Below are 19,216 nucleotides of genomic sequence, written 5' to 3'. Positions count from 1 at the left end.
CGAGCCCGTGTCATTGCATAAAGCTGCGATGAAACGTATAGTCATGCCATCGTTGAGGAGGGTTTTCGATGGCTGTACGTACGGTGCGTGCCGCGGTGGCGGGAGCCAGCGGGTACGCGGGCGGGGAACTGCTCAGGCTGCTTCTCGGCCACCCCGGGATCGAGATCGGAGCCCTCACCGGCAACTCCAACGCGGGCCAACGGCTCGGTGGGCTTCAGCCGCATGTGCTGCCGCTGGCCGACCGGGTGCTGGAGGCGACCACGCCCGAGGTGCTCGCCGGGCATGAGGTCGTCTTCCTCGCGCTGCCGCACGGCCAGTCCGCGGCCGTCGCCGAGCGGCTCGGTGACGAGGTGCTGGTGGTCGACATGGGCGCCGACTTCCGGCTGAAGGACGCCGCCGACTGGGAACGGTTCTACGGCTCCGCCCACGCCGGGACCTGGCCGTACGGCCTCCCCGAGCTGCCGGGTGCCCGTGCCGCGCTGGAGGGGTCCAAGCGCGTCGCGGTGCCCGGCTGCTATCCCACCGCCGTCTCGCTCGCGCTCTTCCCGGCGTACGCGGCGGGGCTGGCCGAGCCCGAGGCCGTGATCACCGCCGCGTCCGGCACCTCGGGCGCGGGCAAGGCGGCCAAGCCGCATCTGCTCGGCTCCGAGGTCATGGGCTCCATGAGCCCCTACGGCGTCGGCGGCGGACACCGGCACACCCCCGAGATGATCCAGAACCTGAGCGAGGCCGCGGGGGAGCGGGTCACCGTCTCCTTCACGCCCACCCTCGCCCCCATGCCTCGCGGCATCCTCGCCACCTGCTCCGCCAGGGCGAGGCCCGGCATCACGGCGCGGGACGTCAGGGCCGCGTACGAGAAGGCTTTCGCGGACGAGCCCTTCGTCCATCTGCTCCCCGAGGGGCAGTGGCCCGCCACGGCGTCCGTCTACGGTTCCAACGCCGTACAGATCCAGGTCGCCCACGACGAGTCCGCGGGCCGCATCATCGCGATCAGCGCCATCGACAACCTGACCAAGGGCACCGCCGGTGGCGCGGTGCAGAGCATGAACATCGCCCTCGGACTCCCCGAGGACACCGGACTTTCCACGATCGGAGTGGCACCTTGAGCGTCACCGCAGCGAAGGGATTCACGGCAGCGGGCATCGCCGCCGGAATCAAGGAGAACGGCGGCCCGGACCTGGCCCTCGTGGTCAACAACGGTCCGCGCCGCGCCGCCGCGGGCGTCTTCACCTCCAACCGTGTCAAGGCCGCCCCCGTCCTCTGGTCCGAGCAGGTCCTCAAGGGCGGCGCGGTGACCGCGGTCGTCCTCAACTCCGGGGGCGCCAACGCCTGTACGGGGCCGAAGGGCTTCCAGGACACCCATGCCACCGCCGAGAAGGCCGCCGAGGTCCTGAGCGGGTACAGCGCGGGCGGCGAGGGCGCGGACAGCGAGGGCTCGGGCGGCAAGGGCCCGGACGGCCACAGCGCGGGAGAGATCGCCGTCGCCTCCACCGGGCTGATCGGCTTGCGGCTCCCCATGGACAAGCTGCTCCCGGGCATCGAGAAGGCCGCCACCGAGCTCTCCGCGCACGGCGGCGAGAAGGCCGCCATCGCCATCAAGACCACCGACACCGTCCACAAGACCGCGGTGGTCCAGGGCGACGGCTGGACGGTCGGCGGCATGGCCAAGGGCGCGGGCATGCTCGCCCCCGGCCTCGCCACCATGCTCGTCGTCCTCACCACCGACGCCGACATCGAGGCGCCGGCCCTCGACACGGCGCTGCGCGCCGCCACCCGTACCACCTTCGACCGCGTGGACTCCGACGGCTGCATGTCCACCAACGACACCGTGCTGCTGCTGGCCTCCGGCGCGTCCGGGGTGACGCCCGGCCACGAGGAGTTCGCCGAGGCGGTACGTACGGTCTGCGACGATCTGGCGCGTCAGCTGATCGGCGACGCCGAGGGCGCCTCCAAGGACATCCGTATCGAGGTGATCAACGCCGCGAGCGAGGACGACGCCGTCGAGGTGGGCCGCTCCATCGCCCGTAACAACCTCCTCAAGTGCGCCATCCATGGCGAGGACCCCAACTGGGGCCGGGTGCTCTCCGCCATCGGCACCACCGGCGCGGTCTTCGAGCCCGACCGGCTCAATGTCGCCATCAACGACGTCTGGGTCTGCAGGAACGGCTCCGTCGGAGAGGACCGCGATCTCGTCGACATGCGGTACCGCGAGGTACGGATCACCGCCGACCTGGCCGCGGGCACGGACTCCGCCGTCATCTGGGCCAACGACCTCACCGCCGAGTACGTCCACGAGAACAGCGCGTACAGCTCATGACCGCCCGTAAGCACACCGCGCTGCCCAAGGCGCAGATCCTCATCGAGGCGCTGCCCTGGCTCACCCGGCACAACGGGAAGACCGTCGTCATCAAATTCGGCGGCAACGCCATGATCGACGAGGAGCTGAAGGCCGCCTTCGCGCAGGACGTCGTCTTCCTGCGGCAGGCGGGCATCAAGCCGGTCGTCGTGCACGGCGGCGGCCCGCAGATCAACGCCCAGCTCGACCGGCACGGTCTGGTCAGCGAGTTCAAGGCCGGGCTGCGCGTCACCACACCCGAGGCGATGGACGTCGTACGGATGGTGCTGGCCGGGCAGGTCCAGCGCGAGCTGGTCGGACTGCTCAACCAGCACGGTCCGCTCGCCGTCGGCATGACCGGCGAGGACGCCCACACCATCTCCGCGACCAGGCTCACGCCGAGGATCGACGGAGAGCTGGTCGACATCGGCCGGGTCGGCGAGATCACCGCGATCGACACGGGCGCCATCGAAGCGCTGCTGGCGGACGGCCGGATCCCGGTCATCTCCTCCATCGCGCGCAGCGTCGACGACGGCCATGTCTACAACGTCAACGCCGACACTGCAGCCGCCGCGCTCGCCGCCGCGCTGGGCGCCGAGACGCTGGTGGTCCTCACCGATGTCGAGGGGCTGTACGAGGACTGGCCCAACAGCGACGACGTGATCAGCCGGCTCACCGCCACCGAGCTGGAGAAGCTGCTGCCCGAGCTGTCCAGCGGCATGGTGCCGAAGATGGAGGGCTGCCTGTTCGCCGTACGCAACGGCGTCACCACCGCGCGCGTACTGGACGGCCGGGTCCCGCACTCGATCCTGCTGGAGATCTTCACCGACATGGGCATCGGCACGATGGTCGTGCCCGACGGACAGGAAGGACCCACGAAGTGACCGGCAACGAGGAGCTCACGCGGCGCTGGCGGGGCGTCATGGCGGACAACTACGGCACGCCGAAGCTGTCCCTCGCCCACGGCGAGGGCGCCAGGGTCAGGGACGCGGACGGCGTCGAGTACACCGACTTCGTCGGCGGCATCGCGGTCAACGCCCTCGGCCACGCGCACCCCGCCGTCGTCGAGGCCGTCTCCCGCCAGATCGCGTCTCTCGGCCATGTCTCCAACCTCTTCATCGCCGAGCCGCCGGTCGCGCTCGCCGAGCGGCTGATCCAGCTCTTCGGCCGCCCCGGCCGGGTCTTCTTCTGCAACTCCGGCGCCGAGGCGAACGAAGCGGCCTTCAAGGTCGGCCGACTGACGGGCCGTCGGCACATGGTCGCCACCGACGGCGGCTTCCACGGCCGCACGATGGGCGCGCTGGCCCTCACCGGCCAGCCCGCGAAGCAGGAGCCCTTCCGTCCGCTGCCCGGTGATGTCACCCATGTCCCGTACGGGGACGCCGAGGCGCTGCGCGCCGCGGTCACCGAAGAGACGGCCCTCGTGATCATCGAGCCGATCCAGGGCGAGAACGGCGTGGTCGTCCCGCCCAGGGGCTATCTGGAGGCGGCCAGGGAGATCACCCGCGCCACAGGCACCCTGCTGGTGCTCGACGAGGTCCAGACCGGTATCGGCAGGACGGGGCACTGGTTCGAGTACCAGGCGCACCAAGGCGTCGAGCCCGATGTCGTCACCCTGGCCAAGGGGCTCGGCGGCGGTCTGCCGCTCGGCGCGGCGGTCGCTTTCGGGGAGGCGGCCGAGCTGCTGAGGCCCGGCCAGCACGGTACGACGTTCGGCGGCAACCCGGTCGCCTGCGCCGCCGGACTCGCCGTACTCGACACGCTCGCCGCGGGCGGACTCCTGGACCAGGTGAAGCGGCTCGGCGAGAAACTGCGCAACGGTGTCGAGGCCCTTGGCCATCCGCTGGTCTCCCACGTCCGCGGCTCGGGACTGCTCCTGGGTATCGTGCTCACCGAGCCACTCGCGCCCCAGGCGCAACAGGCGGCTCAGGGTGCCGGGTTCCTCGTGAACGCGCCCGCTCCGGATGTCGTACGGCTGATGCCTCCGCTGATCATCGGCGACACCGAGGTGGACGCGTTCCTGGAGGCGCTGCCCGGCATTCTCGACGCGGCCGACAAGGATGGACCATCCTGAGAAACGAGACGACGATGACCGACGCCCAGGACACCGAGCACGGCGGGCAGTCCGTACCGCAGACCAGAACCGCCCGCCACCGCAGGATCGTTGACATCCTGAACCGGCAGCCGGTGCGCTCCCAGAGCCAGCTGGCGAAGGTGCTCGCGGACGACGGGCTGAGCGTCACCCAGGCGACGCTCTCCCGGGACCTGGACGAACTGGGCGCGGTCAAGATCCGCAACACCGGCGGCGAGTTGATCTACGCGGTCCCGAGCGAGGGCGGCTTCCGAACCCCGCACGCCCCGCTCGGGGAGTCGGCGAAGGAGGAGCGGATGCGCCGGCTCGCCGGTGAACTGCTCATCTCCGCCGAGGCGTCGGCCAATCTCGTCGTCCTGCGCACGCCGCCCGGCGCGGCGCAGTTCCTCGCCTCGGCCATCGACCAGGCGGAGTTGAGCGACATCCTGGGCACGATCGCGGGGGACGACACCCTGATGCTGATCAGCCGCGACCCGGCCGGTGGCCAGGCGCTCGCGGACCATCTGCTGAAGCTGGCCCAGAACGACCGTTGAGAGCGGGGCAGGGGCGGGCGACGGAGGGTTCGGCAGAGAGCTCGGGCCACGGCCCGGGGCCGGTCAGGAGGCGCTCTCCGCCGCCCTCACCGAGGTGATCGCCGTCGGCCCCGAGGATGTGCCGATCGCGATATGCGGACGGCGGCCCGGGTCGGCCCACGCCAGCACGGCGCTCATCGCGTCGGCCGGTACGGAGACACAGCCGGCTGTCGGGCCGGCGCCGTTGACGTGCAGGAAGATCCCGGCGCCCCGGCCGCGTACCGGCTGGTCGTAGTTGAAGCCGATGACCAGAGCGTGGTCGTACTGGGACGGATAGTCGGCCAGACGCTCGGACTCCGCCGCCCGGCAGTCCGACGGCAGTTTCTCCACCCAGCGGTTGTACGCCACCGACCGCGTGTCCTGGCACCACCAGGAGTTCTCCGTCACCGGGCGGTAGCCGACACGCGTCCCGGCCGGCGCGGACCCGAGGCCGAACGCGTACGGCAGGTCGTACATCCCGGTCGGGGTGGTCGAGGTGCCCTGCGTACGCGACCGGCCCTCGACCAGCCCGCCCGCCCCGAAGCGGGCCTTGGCGGAACCGGCCGCCACCCACCGCGCGCCACGCCGGTCCCACCAGGTCACCTTGCCGGTGGTGGCTCCGGCCTCCGGGGCCTCGGCGGTGATCAGCTGGCTGCCGCCGCCGGTGTCCGCCATCCGCTGGGGCAGCGGCACCTCGGCGGACCGCGCGCCGGGGGAGGCGGCCGTGAGCGTGGCGACGGTGAGCAGGACGGAGCCGAGCACGAGAGCGATGCGCATGCCCGGACCGTATGCCGCCGGGAGAGCAGCGGCCTCTCCGCTGCTCCGAACGGCGGTGCGCCCTGATGCGCGTTCCGTCGGTCCGCGCCGTGCGTTCCGTCAGTCCGCGCGCGCCGGGAGCGGCAGCGGCAGCGCCGGCAGCCCGTCCAGGCTCACCCCGACATGGTCCTTCTTCGCGCAGTACGCGGCGAACTCCTCGTCCGACTTCCGGCCGAAGTGCTCGGCGTGCTGGGTGCGCTCCTCCCGGTAGTCCATGAAGGGGACGGCGAAACCGCAGGCGTCACTGACGCGCTCGGCGTGGATCACGATGATCGCGCGGGCGCCGGGCCCGTCCGCGTCTCCGAAGAGGCCGATGTACTCGCCCCAGCGCGGGTCGTCCCGGAAGACCGGTTCGCCCTGTCCGTGCACCCGCAGCACCTTGGGCGGTCCGGTGAACGCGCACCACATCAGCGTGATGCGGCCGTTCTCCCGCAGATGCGCGATGGTCTCGGCGCCACTGCCGCCGAAGTCCAGATAGGCGAGGGTCAGCTCGTCGATCACGACGAGGGTCCCGGCCCGCCCCTTGGGCGAGAGATTGACATGACCGTCGTCCGCCAGTGGCGCGGTGGCGGTGAAGAAGACGGGCTGTTCCTCGATGAAGGTTCTTATCCGGCCGTCGATCCGTTCGTAACGCTTGCCCATGTTCTGGATTATCGGCGCCGGGAGCCTGGACGGAAGGCCGATTCCAACGGGTGGGACGGCCCGTCGGGCCGCACGATGGAGCGATGACGAAGGCACGGAGGACGAAGGACGGCACCGGGGGACACGAGGTGCGGGTGCGCCGGGTGTACGAGGCGCCGGAGCCCGACGACGGGACCCGGGTCCTGGTGGACCGGCTCTGGCCGCGTGGTCTGGCCAAGGGCGAGGCCGCGCTGGACGAGTGGCTGAAGGACGCCGCGCCCTCGGCGGAGCTGCGGAAGTGGTACGGACATGATCCGGCGCGGTTCGCGGAATTCGCCGACCTGTATGCCGCCGAACTCGCCGGACCGGGCCCTGAGCAGGCGCTCGGCCGGCTGCGCGAACTGGCCGCCGAGGACACGCTCACCCTGCTCACGGCCACCAAGGACATCCGGTACAGCCATGCCACATTGCTCGCCGCGGCGGTCCGCGGGGAAGCGCGTTGACAAAACAATACGGTGCATCGCATAGTTATACCTGTCAGTGAATGCACCGTAAGGAGAAACCCGTGACCGAGCGCGTCGTACTCGCCTACTCGGGCGGCCTGGACACCTCCGTCGCCATCGGCTGGATCGCCGAGGAGACGGGCGCCGAGGTCATCGCCGTCGCCGTGGACGTCGGCCAGGGTGGCGAGGACCTGGACGTCATCCGCAAGCGCGCGCTCGCCTGCGGTGCCGTCGAAGCCGAGGTCGCGGACGCGAAGGACGAGTTCGCCGAGGAGTACTGCCTCCCGGCGATCAAGGCCAACGCCCTCTACATGGACCGCTACCCGCTGGTCTCCGCACTCTCCCGGCCGACGATCGTCAAGCACCTCGTCGCCGCCGCGAAGAAGCACAACGCCGGCACCGTCGCCCACGGCTGCACCGGCAAGGGCAACGACCAGGTGCGATTCGAGGCCGGTATCACCGCACTCGGCCCGGACCTGAAGTGCATCGCCCCGGTCCGCGACTACGCGATGACCCGTGACAAGGCGATCGCCTTCTGCGAGGAGAAGAACCTCCCGATCGCGACCACCAAGAAGTCCCCGTACTCCATCGACCAGAACGTCTTCGGGCGGGCCGTCGAGACGGGCTTCCTGGAGGACATCTGGAACGGTCCGATCGAGGACGTGTACGAGTACACCTCCAACCCGGCCACGCCCCGCGAGGCCGACGAGGTCATCATCTCCTTCAAGGAGGGCGTGCCCGTCGCCATCGACGGCAAGCCCGTCACCGTCCTCCAGGCGATCCAGCAGCTCAACGAGCGGGCCGGCGCCCAGGGCATCGGCCGGATCGACATGGTCGAGGACCGGCTCGTCGGCATCAAGTCCCGGGAGATCTACGAGGCCCCCGGCGCCATCGCGCTGATCACCGCCCACCAGGAGCTGGAGAACGTCACCGTCGAGCGCGAGCTGGCCCGCTACAAGCGGCAGGTCGAGCAGCGCTGGGGCGAGATCGTCTACGACGGCCTGTGGTTCTCCCCGCTCAAGCGCGCCCTGGACGGCTTCATCAACGAGGCCAACCAGCATGTGACCGGCGACATCCGGATGACCCTGCACGGCGGCCGGGCCGTCGTCACCGGCCGGAAGTCGGACGAGTCGCTGTACGACTTCAATCTCGCCACGTACGACTCGGGCGACACGTTCGACCAGTCCAAGGCGCAGGGCTTCATCGAGATCTTCGGTCTTTCGTCGAAGATCGCCGCACGGCGTGACCTCGCCTGATCCGAACCGTTTGACAGTCCGCCTCCCCGTTCCTCCGCGGCGGGGAGGCGGTCGCACTTTCCGATCCCTTCTGAGGAGCAGCAGTGAGCAGCAGCAACGGTGATGTCCGGCTCTGGGGCGGCCGGTTCGCCGACGGTCCGGCGGAGGCGCTGGCGGCCCTGTCCGCGTCCGTCCACTTCGACTGGCGGCTCGCGCCGTACGACATCGCCGGCTCCCGCGCCCACGCCCGTGTGCTGCACAAGGCCGGGCTGCTCACCGCCGATGAGCTGACCCGCATGCTGGCCGGGCTCGACCGGCTGGAGGCCGATGTCGCCGACGGCTCGTTCACCGGCACGGTCGCCGACGAGGACGTCCACACCGCGCTGGAGCGCGGCCTGCTGGAGCGGCTCGGCGCCGATCTCGGCGGCAAGCTGCGCGCCGGACGGTCCCGCAACGACCAGATCGCCACGCTCTTCCGCATGTACCTCCGTGACCACGCCCGGATCATCGGCGCACTGATCGCGGACCTCCAGGACGCGCTGGTCGGGCTCGCCGAGGCGCACCCCGATGTCGCGATGCCCGGCCGTACGCACCTCCAGCACGCCCAGCCCGTCCTCTTCGCCCACCATGTGCTGGCGCACGCGCAGTCGCTGTCCCGGGACGCGGAGCGGCTGCGGCAGTGGGACAAGCGCACGGCGGTCTCCCCGTACGGCTCCGGCGCGCTGGCCGGGTCCTCGCTCGGGCTCGACCCGGAGGCGGTCGCCGCCGACCTCGGCTTCGAGCGCGGCTCGGTCGGGAACTCGATCGACGGCACGGCCTCCCGCGACTTCGTCGCCGAGTTCGCGTTCGTCACCGCGATGATCGGCGTCAATCTGTCGCGCATCGCGGAGGAGATCATTCTCTGGAACACGAAGGAGTTCTCCTTCGTCACCCTCCATGACGCCTTCTCCACCGGCTCCTCGATCATGCCGCAGAAGAAGAACCCGGACATCGCCGAGCTGGCGCGTGGCAAGTCCGGCCGGCTGATCGGCAATCTGACCGGGCTGCTGGCCACGCTGAAGGCGCTGCCGCTCGCGTACAACCGCGATCTCCAGGAGGACAAGGAGCCGGTCTTCGACTCCTGCGACCAGCTGGAGATCCTGCTGCCGGCCTTCACGGGCATGATGGCGACGCTCACCGTCAACCGGGAGCGGATGGCGGAGCTGGCACCGGCCGGCTTCTCGCTCGCCACGGACATCGCCGAGTGGCTGGTCAGGCAGGGCGTGCCGTTCCGGGTGGCACACGAGGTCGCGGGGGAGTGCGTCAAGGAGTGCGAGACGCTCGGTATCGAGCTGGCCGACCTGACGGACGAGCAGTTCGCCAAGATCTCCGAGCATCTCACCCCCGAGGTGCGGACCGTGCTCAATGTGCCGGGCTCGCTGGCCTCCCGCGACGGCCGGGGCGGAACGGCCCCGTCGGCCGTCGCCGTCCAGCTCTCCGAGGTCAAGGCCGATCTGGTGATACAGCACGCCTGGGCCGACGCCAAGAAATAACCGAAGCCAAGAAGTGACCATCGCCGGGAAGCAACCGGTTCCCCCGGAGCCCCCGGGGGTGGCTCCTACAGCGCCGCCGCCCACCGTGCGAGCGCGTCGAAGTCCGGACGGATCAGCCCGATCCCGGGATCGACGCACATCAACAGGGCGGCGGCGAGGTGGCGTTGCTCGGTCCACTCGCGGTCGTACGAGGTGATCTCGTCGTCGACCCAGGCGAAGGGCCGTCCGGCCGCGTACTCCAGTACGTACGGCGTCTTCCAGAACGTCCCGCGAGGCGCCGCCCGCTCCCTGCCGGACCACTCGATGTACGGCAGCTCCGGCAGCCCGAGGACCGGCCCGATCCACTCATTGGCGTCGTCCTCCCATGTGGTGGCCCAGACCAGCTCGTACCGGTCGGCGAGCGCCAGCAGCTCCACCCCGTGCTCCGGGTTGAGCAGCACGGGCAGCGGCTGATCCGCGGGCCAGCCGGAGGGCCGCATCCAGTGTCTGACGTATCCCTCCGGCGCCCCCTCGGTCGCGAGGGCGAGATACGGGTTCAGCGGACCGTCGACATCGATCAGCAGCAGTGGCTTCGTACGCGAGTCCGTGCGCGAGCTCATACGCGAGTCCATATGCGACTTCATACGCGGGTTCGTTCCTTCTGGGTAGTGGTTCAGCGTTGTATTGAATGAGACATTCGTGTCTCATGTGGGTTATGGTCGTCTCATGACGGTCGATCGTGAACAGGTGCTGCGCACCGCCGCCGCCCTTCTCACCCGCCGGGCAACCGCCACCATGGACGAGGTCGCCCGGTCCGCGGGGATAGGGCGAGCGACGCTGCACCGGCATTTCGCCGGGCGGGACGCGCTGATCAAGGCGCTGGAGAAGCTGGGTCTCAAGGAGATGGGGACGGCCCTCGACGAGGCCCGGCTCGACGAGGGCCCGGCGGACGAGGCGCTGCGGCGGCTCATCGCGTGCGTCGAGCCCTCCGCCGGGCTGCTCGCCTTCCTCCTCACCGAGAACCAGCTCTTCGAAGGCGATGTCTACGACGGCTGGAGCCGCACCGATGCCAGGGTCTCCGCGCTCTTCCGGCGCGGACAGGAGGAGGGCGTGTTCCGGATCGACCTCAGCCACGCCTGGCTGACGGACGCCCTCTACGGACTGATCAGCGCCGGCGCCTGGACCGTCCAGGACGGTCGCGCCGCGCCCAAGGACTTCCAGCACATGATCGCCGAGCTGCTGCTCGGCGGAGCACGACGGAGCGTGACACCATGACCAGCAGCCATCTCACCATGACGGAGAGCGAACGGACGCCCCGTCCCGGGCGCTGGATCGCACTCGCCGTACTCGTCCTGGCCGTGCTGCTGGTGGCCGTCGACGCCACCGTACTGGGCCTCGCCACACCGTTCCTCAGCGAAGATCTCAAGCCGACCGGCACCCAGCTCCTCTGGATCGGCGACATCTACTCCTTCGTCATCGCCGGTCTGCTGGTCTCCATGGGCAGCCTCGGCGACCGGATCGGCCGCAAGAAGCTGCTGCTGACGGGTGCGGTCGCCTTCGGCGGGCTCTCCGTGCTCAACGCCTACGCCACCACCCCGGAAATGATGATCGTGGCCAGGGCGCTGCTGGGTGTCGCCGGCGCGACGCTGATGCCCGCCACCCTCGCCCTGATCCGCAATCTCTTCCACGACCCCAAGGAGCGCAGCCTCGCCATCGGCATCTGGGGCGCGATGGCCTCCGCGGGCGCGGCGGTCGGTCCGGTCGTCGGCGGCTTCCTGCTCGAGCACTTCTGGTGGGGCTCGGTCTTCCTGATCAATCTGCCCGTGATGGCCATCCTGGTGATCGTCGGCATCAGGACACTGCCCGAGTCGAAGAACCCCGCGCCGGGCCCCTGGGACCTGATCAGCGTGCTGCTCTCGCTGGTCGGCATCGTGGGCGTCGTCTACGCGATCAAGGAAGGAGCCACGCACGGCCTCGGATGGAACGCCGTCGTCGTGGGCCTGCTGGGCGTGGGCGCGCTCTACTGGTTCGTACGGCGCCAGCTCACCCTGCCCGCTCCGCTGCTGGACATACGGCTCTTCCACCACCGGGGCTTCTCCGGCGCGGTACTGGCCGACCTGCTGACCATCCTCGGCCTCTCCGGGCTGGTCTTCTTCCTGTCGCAGTATCTGCAGCTGGTGCAGGGCCGCCGGCCGCTGGAAGCGGGGCTGGCCGAACTGCCCGCCGCCGTCGGCGCGGTGGCGGCGGGACTCCTCGCGGGGACCGTCGCACGCCGTTACTCCGTGCGGTCGGTGGTGACCGGAGGGCTCGCGGCGATCGGTCTGTCCCTCGCGGCGCTGGTCACGATCGACCAGTCCACCGGCTATCCGCTCCTCGGCGCCGTGCTGCTGATCGTCGGCGTCGGCGCGGGCTTCTCCTTCACCGTCACCGCGGATGTGATTCTCTCCAGCGTCCCCAAGGAACACGCCGGTTCCGCCTCCGCGGTGTCGGAGACGGCGTACGAACTGGGCGCGGCGCTCGGGATCGCGCTGCTCGGCTCGATCGTCACCGGCGTCTACCGGGGCTTCCCCACCCCGTCGGGTGTTCCGGCCGACACGGCCTCGGCCGCGCACGAATCCCTGGGCGGCGCGGTGGAGGCCGCCGCCGGGCTCACCGGGCACTCCGGGGCCGCTCTGGTGGCGGCGGCGCAGGAGGCGTTCGTGGACGGTCTGCGCGTCGCCGCCGGGGTGGGCGCCGTGGTGCTGCTGGCCACATCGGTGGCGGCCTGGTTCCTGCTGCGCGGCCAGAAGCTGGAGGAGGGCGTGGAGCACTGAGGGCGCGTCGGGCATCTACGGCGCGTCGGGCACCGACGGCGGCGTGGCGCTGTCGGCGGGGTGGCGCTGACGGCGTGTCGGGCGTGGCGGGAGAGCTCCCCGCCACGCCACCCCGACGGGTTACGCCGCCTTCGCCTTCGTGGCGTACATGTCCACGTACTCCTGCCCGGACAGCTCCATGACCTCGGTCATCACCGAGTCCGTCACCGCCCGCAGCACATAGCGGTCGCGGTCCATGCCCTCGTACCGCGAGAACTCCATGGGCTTGCCGAAGCGCACGGTCACCTTGCCGGTCCGGGGCATGCCCGAGCCGTTCGGCTGGAGCTTGTCCGTACCGATCATCGCGAACGGCACCACCGGGGCGCCCGTCATCAGCGTCAGCCGCGCGATGCCCGTACGGCCGCGGTACAGCCGCCCGTCGGGGGAGCGGGTGCCCTCCGGATAGATACCGAAGATATTGCCCTGCTCAAGGATCCGACGGCCCGTCATCAGCGCCGCGACCCCGCCCCGGCCGCCGTCGCGGTCCACCGGGATCATGCCCACGCCGGTGAAGAACCAGGCCATCAGCCTGCCCTTGAGGCCCTTGCCGGTGACGTACTCGTCCTTGCCGATGAAGAAGACCTGACGGTCACAGACCAGCGGCAGGATCATCGAGTCGATGAAGGTGAGATGGTTGCCGGCGAGGATCACCGGCCCGCTCCCCGGAATGTTCTCGGCGCCTTCCACACGGGTGCGGAACATCAGGCGCATGATCGGTCCGAGCGCTGCCTTGATGAGCGCGAAGCGGGACAACGGGTCCTCCGGTCTCGTGCGAAGTCGTTGGACGGCCGACCTGGAGGCCGTGCCTCTAAAACTCTGCAGGTGAGGACGGTACTCGCAACTCCACACGAGCGCACATCGGGTTCATCGACCGGATACGCGCTGTTGACGTGAGTTTCTGCCACGTTCGCCCAGGGTCTCCCGTACGGAAGACGAAGCGGCCTACGCTCGGCCCTCGTTTGGCAGTCGTTGACAGGTGCGGGACATCACATTCGAGGAGTGTTCATGACACAGGGTGCGCGTAATACGCCCGGACGGCGGACCGTACTGGGAGCGGCGGTGCTCGGCTCGGCGGCCGTGGCGCTGCCCGCCTCGGCGCAGGCGGCCGAGCGCGCCGTCGAGACCGGGCGGGGCGGCCACGGACCGGCGAAGCCGGCGCTGCCCGTACCCACGATCGTCGGCCACCGCGGCGGCAGCGGCTACCGCCCCGAGCACACTCTCGGCTCATACCAGCTCGCCCTCGACCTCGGCGCGCATGTGATCGAGCAGGACCTGGTGCCCACCAAGGACGGCCATCTGGTGTGCCGTCACGAGAACGACATCACGGGCACCACCGATGTCGCGGACCACCCGGAGTTCGCGGGCCGCAAGACCACCAAGAGCGTCGACGGCGTCAGCCTCACCGGCTGGTTCACCGAGGACTTCACGCTCGCCGAGCTGAAGACGCTGCGCGCCAAGGAGCGCATCCCGGGCGTCCGGCAGCACAACACCCTCTACGACGGCCGCTGGGAGATCCCCACCTTCGAAGAGGTCCTGCGCTGGGCGGACGAGCAGGGCCGCCGTCTCGGCCGCAAGATCTGGCTGTACACCGAGACCAAGCACCCCACCTACTTCCGCGGTCTTGGCCTCGGCCTGGAGGAGCCCCTGGCGAAGCTGCTGCGCCGCTACGGACGCGACCGCAAGGACTCCGCGATCTTCCTCCAGTCCTTCGAGCCGAGCAGCATCCAGCGACTGGCCAAGCTGGTCTCCTCGCCGCGCGTCGTCCTGCTCTCCGGCGCCGGCACCCGCCCGTGGGACTTCGAGGTGGCGGGCGACCCGCGCAAGGTTGACGACCTCATCAAGCCCGAGGGCCTGAAGTGGATCGCGTCCTACGCGCAGGGCATCGGCCCGACGCTCGACCTGATCATCCCGAAGGACGCCACGGGCAAGCTGGGCAAGCCCACCACGCTGGTACGGGACGCGCACGCGAAGGGGCTGATCCTCCACCCGTACACGATGCGCAACGAGAACTCCTTCCTCCCCGCCGACTTCCGCCGGGGCACGGACCCGAACGCGTACGGCGACGCCTTCGGCGCCTTCCAGGCGTACTTCGCGACGGGCATCGACGGCATCTTCACCGACAACCCGGACACCGGTCTGCTGGCGCGGGCGGACTTCGTCAGCCGCTGATCACGCGTGCCCCGGTCGGGTGACCGCCCGGCCGGGGAGCAACCGCCCGTCGTCGCACGGACGTCACGGCGGGCATGACCTCAGTCCGGCCCACCCGGCCCCTCCCCGCTTCCCGACCACCCCAGCCCGCGGCGCACCGCCCGCCCGCGGCCGCCCGGCCCTCGGAGTCCGCGCGGTCGTCGGCTCTCGTCCACGCCCTGCTTCCCCTGGTGCGCGCGGAGGCGGCGGCGGAGGCGCCGGGGGCCGGGGCCGAGCCGGGAGATCTCGAACAGGCCGCCTGGGTACGGCTGCTGGAACAACCGGCCGCCGAGCCCTGGCCGGGTGACACCGCGCGCCGGGTACGGGATGTCGTACGGGCCGAGGCCCGCCGCGCCCGGCGCACCGCCGCCCGCGAACTCCCCTACGGCCACGAACCGGCCGCCGGGCCCGAGTCAGACCCCGAGCGCGCCGCGCTGCGCACCGACCGGAGGCGGACGCTCCGTGCGGCGGTCGGCCGCACCCCCGGCCGCTGTCCGCTGGTCCTGACCGCGATGCTGTCGCCGGACGATCCCACCTACCGCGAGATCGCGGGGGAGTTGGGTATGTCACAGGGCAGTTTGGGACCGTTACGTTCCAGATGCCTGGGATGCCTGCGCAGAATGCTGGCGGCCGAGGTTCCGGCTCCTGAACTCGGGGGAAAGGAGCGATAGACCACCGGCGGACCAAGTGAGCGGGAGGCATGCACACATGGGCATGAGCGTGACCATCTCAGCGGCGAGCGCGCAGGACGCTGAACAGATCCTGAAGCTTCAGTACCTGTGCTACCAGAACGAGGCCGAGCTGTACGGCGACTACACCATCGAGCCCCTGACCCAGACGCTCGACGACCTGAGGGCCGAACTCGCCCAGGGCCATGGCCTGGTGGCCAGGCTCGGCGACGAAGTGGTGGCGTCGGTGCGCGGCAGTATCGACGCGACGGGCACCGCCCGGATAGCCAAGCTCATCGTCCATCCCCGGATGCGGCGCCATGGCCTCGGCGGACGGCTGCTCGACGCCATCGAGACGCACTTCGCGGGACAGCCGGCCGCCCAGCGCTTCCAGCTCTTCACCGGCCATCGCGGCGAGGGCGATCTGCGGCTCTACCGCAGCCGCGGCTACGCCCCGGTGTCGACGGAGCAGGCGGGCCCCCGACTGAGACTCATCACCCTGGAGAAGGAAGCCTCGAAGGAGGCCGCGGCCGTCGGAGCGTACGTCGCCAGCGCCTGACGTGAGGGCGGAATCCCCGGCGGCACGACCCCAGGGGCACGGCCTCAGGGGTACGGAGGGGGTTCCGCTTCTCGAACACCCGGCACGGGCGGCCGTGCGGGGCACGGCGTGCGGTGGCGCCTACCGCCGCGCGGTGCGCAGCCAGAGAATGCCGGTGACCGGCAGCAGCACCGGAATGAAGAGATAGCCCATCCCGTAGTCCGACCAGACCGTGGCGTCCGGGAAGGCCGACGGATCGGCCAGCGTCCATGTCCCGATGGTCAGTACGCCCACCAGCTCCGCGGCGCAGCAGAACAGAGCGGCCTTCCGGGCCGTCTCCCCGCCGCGCACCAGCGTGTAGGTGATGAACGCGTAGACCACGGCGGCGACGGCGGAGAGCGCGTAGGCCAGCGGCGCGCGGTCGAACTCCGTGGCGATCTGGTAGACCGACCGGGAGACCGCGCCGACGGACATCACACCGTACAGCCAGACCAGCAGCAGACCGGGACCCCGGACCAGCCGGACCGGTGCCCCGTCGGCGCCTTCGGTGGTCATGTCGTCAGCCTTCCCAGATGTCATGGAGCCGTACTTCCAGCACGGCCAGGACGACCGCTCCGGCGGCGACCGTGACCGAACCCCAGCGGGTCCGCTCGCTCAGCGACAGGAACCCGGCGGCGGGCACCGCGAACAGCGCGCCCAGCAGATACGAGACGAAGATCACCGAGCCCTCGTCGGCCTGCTCGCCGCGCGCCAGTCGCACAATCCCCACCACCAGCTGCGCCAGCGCGAGCACGGACACCACGGCCATGCCGATGAAGTGCCAGTCCTTGGTGGGCTGGTCGCGGTAGGCGGCGAAGCCGCACCAGGCGGCGAGGGCGAGCGCGGCCACGGAAACCGCGACCGTCAGGGCGACAAGCATGGCCCCGAGCGTATTACGGGGCGAAAAGCCCGCCGCGCGCACCCCCGCGAGGCGGGCGCCGCCGAGCTTCCGGGACCGTGGCCTTGACCACAGCGCCCGACCGCCCGAGCGGGCCCCGGCCGGTGGCGCCCTTCCCCCCTTCGCGATATCTGTGCAGGTCACGGCCGGTATGGCGGGTGCCCGTACGGTCCGAGGAAGGCCCCTACCCGCCGTCCGCTATACGGACAACTCATCGGCGTCCTTACTCACGTCTGTTTTACTTACGGCATGACCACAACGAGCTACCGCGTCCCCGCGACCGAGGCGAACCACACGCCCGGTGCTCGTTGTCTGTGTCGAATGTGCGCCAACTGAGGGCCCCTGCCTGAGCCTCGCGCCCCGAAGCGAGACCCGACAGCCGAGCCGTGCCCGCCGCATCCGTGAAGGCCATGAGAGCCATGGCCCGAAGGCCGGCCGGCGCATCGTGCCTGCCCCGCGTGTGCCGCCTCCCGGTCACCCACCGCATCGGCGTGCCATGTCGGAAATGACGAATGCCCCGTGCCCGGCGGACCCCTCGCCGCGCACTCGACAGTGACGGAAACCCCTGTGATCACTACTACGGGCCTGACGAAGATCTACCGGTCCGCCCAGTCGCGCGGCCGCGAAGTCACCGCACTCGACGGCGTCGACCTGCATGTCCGCGAGGGCGAGGTCTTCGGGGTCGTGGGACAGAGCGGCGCCGGGAAGTCCTCGCTCATCCGCTGCGTCAACCTTCTCGAACGCCCCACCTCCGGCACCGTCATCGTCGACGGCCAGGACCTCACCGCGCTCGCGGGCCGTGGCCGGCGGGCGGGCAAGGAGCTGCGCCGGGCGCGCAGTTCGATCGGCATGGTCTTCCAGCACTTCAATCTGCTGTCCTCCCGCACGGTCAGGGACAATGTCGAACTGCCGCTGGAGATCCTGGGAGTGGCGGGCCGGGAGCGTACGCGCCGCGCCCTGGAGCTGCTGGAGCTGGTCGGTCTCGCCGACAAGGCCAAGGCGTATCCGGCCCAGCTCTCCGGCGGCCAGAAGCAGCGCGTGGGCATCGCCCGCGCGCTGACGGGCAACCCCAAGGTCCTGCTCTCCGACGAGGCGACGAGCGCCCTGGACCCGGAGACCACCCGCTCGATCCTCCAGCTGCTGCGCGACCTCAACCAGCGGCTCGGGTTGACGGTGCTGCTCATCACGCACGAGATGGAGGTCGTGAAGACGATCTGTGACTCGGCGGCGCTGATGCGTGAGGGCCGGATCGTCGAGTCGGGCACGGTCGGCGAACTGCTCGCCACCCCCGGATCCCAGCTGGCGCAGGAGCTGTTCCCGGTGGGCGGTACGGCCTCCGGCCCCGGCCGTACGGTCCTCGATGTCACCTTCCACGGCGCCGCCGCGACCCAGCCGGTGATCTCCCAGCTCGCCCGGACGTACAACATCGACATATCGATCCTGGGTGCCGCGATGGACACCGTCGGCGGCCGGCAGATCGGCCGGATGCGGATCGAACTGCCCGGCGCCTACGAGGACAACGTCGTACCGATCGGCTTTCTGCGCGAGCAGGGGCTCCAGGCCGAGGTCGTGGACGACACGGACACCGACACCGACTCCGACGCGGTGGCCACCGTCCCCGCGCGGAGCGCCGCACTTGTGAAGGAAGATGCCACGTGACCTGGTCGCAGATGCAGCCACTGCTGTCCCAGGGGACCATCGACACCCTCTACATGGTGCTGTGGTCCGCGCTCGTCACCCTCGCGGGCGGACTGCCCCTCGGCGTCCTGCTGGTCCTCACCGACAAGGGCGGCCTGCTCCAGAACACCGTGGTCAACAAGGTCGTCGGGGTGATCGTGAACATCGGCCGCTCGCTGCCGTTCATGATCCTGCTGATCGCGCTGATCCCGTTCACCACGCTGATCGTCGGCACCTTCATCGGCCCCACCGCGATGATCGTGCCGCTGGCGGTCGGCGCCATCCCGTTCTTCGCGCGGCTCGTCGAGACGGCGATCCGCGAGGTCGACCACGGACTGGTCGAGGCCGTCCAGGCGATGGGCGGCTCGATCCCCACCATCGTCCGCAAGGTGCTGCTGCCCCAGGCCCTGCCGTCGCTGGTGTCCGCCGTCACCACCACGGTCATCGTGCTCGTCGGCTACTCGGCCATGGCCGGGGCGGTCGGCGGCGAAGGGCTCGGATCCAAGGCCGTCACCTATGGATTCCAGCGCTTCGAGAACGGCTTCATGATCGCCACGGTCGTGGTCCTGATCGCGATCGTCACCGTGGTCCAGCTGCTCGGCGACGGGGTCGTACGGCTGCTGGCCCGCCGAGGCCGTACCGCCACCTGACCGGATTTCACCCTCCGGCCCGCACTCCTTGTCCGGGCCGCGT

21 protein-coding genes are annotated in these 19,216 nt (G+C 70.3%); 15 read left to right on the top strand and 6 right to left on the bottom strand.

Annotation, left to right across the window (positions count from 1 at the left end; genetic code table 11):
- Positions 1 to 68: 68 nt before the first annotated feature.
- The 5 genes from argC to M1203_RS19860 are packed head-to-tail and all read left to right on the top strand — an operon-like array spanning position 69 to position 4,960.
- Complete coding sequence (gene argC, locus M1203_RS19880; protein ID WP_249951096.1) at positions 69 to 1,106, top strand: N-acetyl-gamma-glutamyl-phosphate reductase; 1,038 nt, start codon at positions 69 to 71, stop codon at positions 1,104 to 1,106.
- Positions 1,103 to 2,317 carry a bifunctional glutamate N-acetyltransferase/amino-acid acetyltransferase ArgJ gene (argJ, locus tag M1203_RS19875; protein WP_249951095.1) on the top strand — a complete coding sequence of 405 codons (1,215 nt, stop codon included), beginning with the start codon at positions 1,103 to 1,105 and terminating at the stop codon, positions 2,315 to 2,317. Before argC ends, argJ begins: the two co-directional genes overlap by 4 nt.
- Positions 2,314 to 3,219, top strand: a complete 906-nt coding sequence (gene argB / locus M1203_RS19870) for an acetylglutamate kinase (protein WP_249951094.1) — start codon at positions 2,314 to 2,316, stop codon at positions 3,217 to 3,219. The genes argJ and argB overlap by 4 nt, the downstream gene beginning before the upstream one ends.
- A 38-nt stretch (positions 3,220 to 3,257) precedes the next feature.
- A complete protein-coding gene (locus M1203_RS19865) occupies positions 3,258 to 4,409 on the top strand; it encodes an acetylornithine transaminase (protein WP_249951309.1) in 1,152 nt (383 codons plus the stop codon).
- A gap of 14 nt (positions 4,410 to 4,423) precedes the next feature.
- Positions 4,424 to 4,960, top strand: coding sequence for an arginine repressor (locus tag M1203_RS19860; protein ID WP_249951093.1), 537 nt, complete (start codon positions 4,424 to 4,426; stop codon positions 4,958 to 4,960).
- 63 nt (positions 4,961 to 5,023) lie between these two features.
- Here M1203_RS19860 and M1203_RS19855 read toward each other — a convergent pair whose 3' ends face one another.
- Positions 5,024 to 5,755, bottom strand: coding sequence for a L,D-transpeptidase (locus M1203_RS19855; protein WP_249951092.1), 732 nt, complete (start codon positions 5,753 to 5,755; stop codon positions 5,024 to 5,026).
- Positions 5,756 to 5,854: 99 nt separating this feature from the next.
- On the bottom strand, positions 5,855 to 6,436 hold the full coding sequence (locus M1203_RS19850; protein WP_249951091.1) for a pyridoxamine 5'-phosphate oxidase family protein: 582 nt from the start codon (positions 6,434 to 6,436) through the stop codon (positions 5,855 to 5,857).
- An 83-nt stretch (positions 6,437 to 6,519) separates the two neighbouring features.
- Here M1203_RS19850 and M1203_RS19845 point away from each other — a divergent pair, with 83 nt between their 5' ends.
- The 3 genes from M1203_RS19845 (at position 6,520) to argH (ending at position 9,685) form a co-directional block, all read left to right on the top strand.
- The gene (locus M1203_RS19845) at positions 6,520 to 6,918 is read left to right on the top strand and encodes a DUF488 domain-containing protein (RefSeq protein WP_249951090.1); all 399 of its coding nucleotides are present in this window, start codon (positions 6,520 to 6,522) and stop codon (positions 6,916 to 6,918) included.
- A gap of 62 nt (positions 6,919 to 6,980) precedes the next feature.
- Positions 6,981 to 8,174, top strand: coding sequence for an argininosuccinate synthase (locus M1203_RS19840; RefSeq protein WP_249951089.1), 1,194 nt, complete (start codon positions 6,981 to 6,983; stop codon positions 8,172 to 8,174).
- Positions 8,175 to 8,257: 83 nt separating this feature from the next.
- Positions 8,258 to 9,685 (top strand): argininosuccinate lyase, encoded by a 1,428-nt coding sequence (gene argH, locus M1203_RS19835; protein ID WP_249951088.1) that lies wholly within the window; start codon positions 8,258 to 8,260, stop codon positions 9,683 to 9,685.
- Between the two features lie 65 nt (positions 9,686 to 9,750).
- On the opposite strand, the gene M1203_RS19830 is transcribed toward argH, so the two are convergent.
- Entirely contained in the window at positions 9,751 to 10,284 is a 534-nt protein-coding gene (locus M1203_RS19830; protein ID WP_249951087.1) for a hypothetical protein, read from the bottom strand.
- A 106-nt stretch (positions 10,285 to 10,390) separates the two neighbouring features.
- Here M1203_RS19830 and M1203_RS19825 point away from each other — a divergent pair, with 106 nt between their 5' ends.
- Together M1203_RS19825 and M1203_RS19820 are read left to right on the top strand one after the other, a co-directional pair.
- Positions 10,391 to 10,939: a TetR/AcrR family transcriptional regulator gene (locus M1203_RS19825; RefSeq protein ID WP_249951086.1), complete on the top strand. Its 549-nt coding sequence runs from the start codon at positions 10,391 to 10,393 to the stop codon at positions 10,937 to 10,939.
- On the top strand, positions 10,936 to 12,477 hold the full coding sequence (locus M1203_RS19820) for an MFS transporter (protein WP_249951085.1): 1,542 nt from the start codon (positions 10,936 to 10,938) through the stop codon (positions 12,475 to 12,477). Before M1203_RS19825 ends, M1203_RS19820 begins: the two co-directional genes overlap by 4 nt.
- A gap of 120 nt (positions 12,478 to 12,597) precedes the next feature.
- Here M1203_RS19820 and M1203_RS19815 read toward each other — a convergent pair whose 3' ends face one another.
- Entirely contained in the window at positions 12,598 to 13,227 is a 630-nt protein-coding gene (locus M1203_RS19815) for a 1-acyl-sn-glycerol-3-phosphate acyltransferase (RefSeq protein WP_249951308.1), read from the bottom strand.
- Between the two features lie 294 nt (positions 13,228 to 13,521).
- Here M1203_RS19815 and M1203_RS19810 point away from each other — a divergent pair, with 294 nt between their 5' ends.
- The 3 genes from M1203_RS19810 to M1203_RS19800 all read left to right on the top strand — a co-directional run bounded on the left by M1203_RS19810 (position 13,522) and on the right by M1203_RS19800 (position 15,930).
- Positions 13,522 to 14,685, top strand: a complete 1,164-nt coding sequence (locus M1203_RS19810) for a glycerophosphodiester phosphodiesterase (RefSeq protein WP_249951084.1) — start codon at positions 13,522 to 13,524, stop codon at positions 14,683 to 14,685.
- 74 nt (positions 14,686 to 14,759) lie between these two features.
- Complete coding sequence (locus M1203_RS19805) at positions 14,760 to 15,374, top strand: sigma-70 family RNA polymerase sigma factor (RefSeq protein ID WP_249951083.1); 615 nt, start codon at positions 14,760 to 14,762, stop codon at positions 15,372 to 15,374.
- 37 nt (positions 15,375 to 15,411) lie between these two features.
- A complete protein-coding gene (locus M1203_RS19800) occupies positions 15,412 to 15,930 on the top strand; it encodes a GNAT family N-acetyltransferase (RefSeq protein ID WP_249951082.1) in 519 nt (172 codons plus the stop codon).
- Positions 15,931 to 16,050: 120 nt separating this feature from the next.
- On the opposite strand, the gene M1203_RS19795 is transcribed toward M1203_RS19800, so the two are convergent.
- Both M1203_RS19795 and M1203_RS19790 read right to left on the bottom strand, forming a co-directional pair.
- Positions 16,051 to 16,464 (bottom strand): hypothetical protein, encoded by a 414-nt coding sequence (locus tag M1203_RS19795; protein ID WP_249951081.1) that lies wholly within the window; start codon positions 16,462 to 16,464, stop codon positions 16,051 to 16,053.
- Positions 16,465 to 16,468: 4 nt separating this feature from the next.
- Positions 16,469 to 16,828 carry a hypothetical protein gene (locus M1203_RS19790; RefSeq protein WP_249951080.1) on the bottom strand — a complete coding sequence of 120 codons (360 nt, stop codon included), beginning with the start codon at positions 16,826 to 16,828 and terminating at the stop codon, positions 16,469 to 16,471.
- A gap of 585 nt (positions 16,829 to 17,413) precedes the next feature.
- Between M1203_RS19790 and M1203_RS19785 the strand changes: the two genes are divergently transcribed.
- Positions 17,414 to 18,505, top strand: coding sequence for a methionine ABC transporter ATP-binding protein (locus M1203_RS19785; protein WP_249951079.1), 1,092 nt, complete (start codon positions 17,414 to 17,416; stop codon positions 18,503 to 18,505).
- On the top strand, positions 18,502 to 19,173 hold the full coding sequence (locus M1203_RS19780; protein ID WP_249951078.1) for a methionine ABC transporter permease: 672 nt from the start codon (positions 18,502 to 18,504) through the stop codon (positions 19,171 to 19,173). The genes M1203_RS19785 and M1203_RS19780 overlap by 4 nt, the downstream gene beginning before the upstream one ends.
- The last annotated feature ends 43 nt before the right edge of the window (positions 19,174 to 19,216 follow it).

This window comes from Streptomyces sp. 35G-GA-8, assembly GCF_023534745.1.
Lineage (GTDB): Bacteria > Actinomycetota > Actinomycetes > Streptomycetales > Streptomycetaceae > Streptomyces.
The sequence above is the reverse complement of the archived record's forward strand: the minus strand, read 5'-3'. Positions and strand labels throughout refer to the sequence as shown.

Bases quoted from the DNA above. Each gene is read 5' to 3' on its own strand.
- M1203_RS19800 (WP_249951082.1), top strand. From the start codon at position 15,412: ATGGGCATGAGCGTGACCATCTCAGCGGCGAGCGCGCAGGACGCTGAA.
- M1203_RS19855 (WP_249951092.1), bottom strand. From the start codon at position 5,755: ATGCGCATCGCTCTCGTGCTCGGCTCCGTCCTGCTCACCGTCGCCACG.
- M1203_RS19790 (WP_249951080.1), bottom strand. From the start codon at position 16,828: ATGCTTGTCGCCCTGACGGTCGCGGTTTCCGTGGCCGCGCTCGCCCTC.
- argB (WP_249951094.1), top strand. From the start codon at position 2,314: ATGACCGCCCGTAAGCACACCGCGCTGCCCAAGGCGCAGATCCTCATC.
- M1203_RS19815 (WP_249951308.1), bottom strand. From the start codon at position 13,227: ATGCGCCTGATGTTCCGCACCCGTGTGGAAGGCGCCGAGAACATTCCG.
- M1203_RS19865 (WP_249951309.1), top strand. From the start codon at position 3,258: ATGGCGGACAACTACGGCACGCCGAAGCTGTCCCTCGCCCACGGCGAG.
- M1203_RS19810 (WP_249951084.1), top strand. From the start codon at position 13,522: ATGACACAGGGTGCGCGTAATACGCCCGGACGGCGGACCGTACTGGGA.
- argC (WP_249951096.1), top strand. From the start codon at position 69: ATGGCTGTACGTACGGTGCGTGCCGCGGTGGCGGGAGCCAGCGGGTAC.
- M1203_RS19805 (WP_249951083.1), top strand. From the start codon at position 14,760: ATGACCTCAGTCCGGCCCACCCGGCCCCTCCCCGCTTCCCGACCACCC.
- M1203_RS19850 (WP_249951091.1), bottom strand. From the start codon at position 6,436: ATGGGCAAGCGTTACGAACGGATCGACGGCCGGATAAGAACCTTCATC.
- M1203_RS19845 (WP_249951090.1), top strand. From the start codon at position 6,520: ATGACGAAGGCACGGAGGACGAAGGACGGCACCGGGGGACACGAGGTG.
- M1203_RS19860 (WP_249951093.1), top strand. From the start codon at position 4,424: ATGACCGACGCCCAGGACACCGAGCACGGCGGGCAGTCCGTACCGCAG.
- M1203_RS19820 (WP_249951085.1), top strand. From the start codon at position 10,936: ATGACCAGCAGCCATCTCACCATGACGGAGAGCGAACGGACGCCCCGT.
- M1203_RS19825 (WP_249951086.1), top strand. From the start codon at position 10,391: ATGACGGTCGATCGTGAACAGGTGCTGCGCACCGCCGCCGCCCTTCTC.
- M1203_RS19795 (WP_249951081.1), bottom strand. From the start codon at position 16,464: ATGACCACCGAAGGCGCCGACGGGGCACCGGTCCGGCTGGTCCGGGGT.
- M1203_RS19830 (WP_249951087.1), bottom strand. From the start codon at position 10,284: ATGAGCTCGCGCACGGACTCGCGTACGAAGCCACTGCTGCTGATCGAT.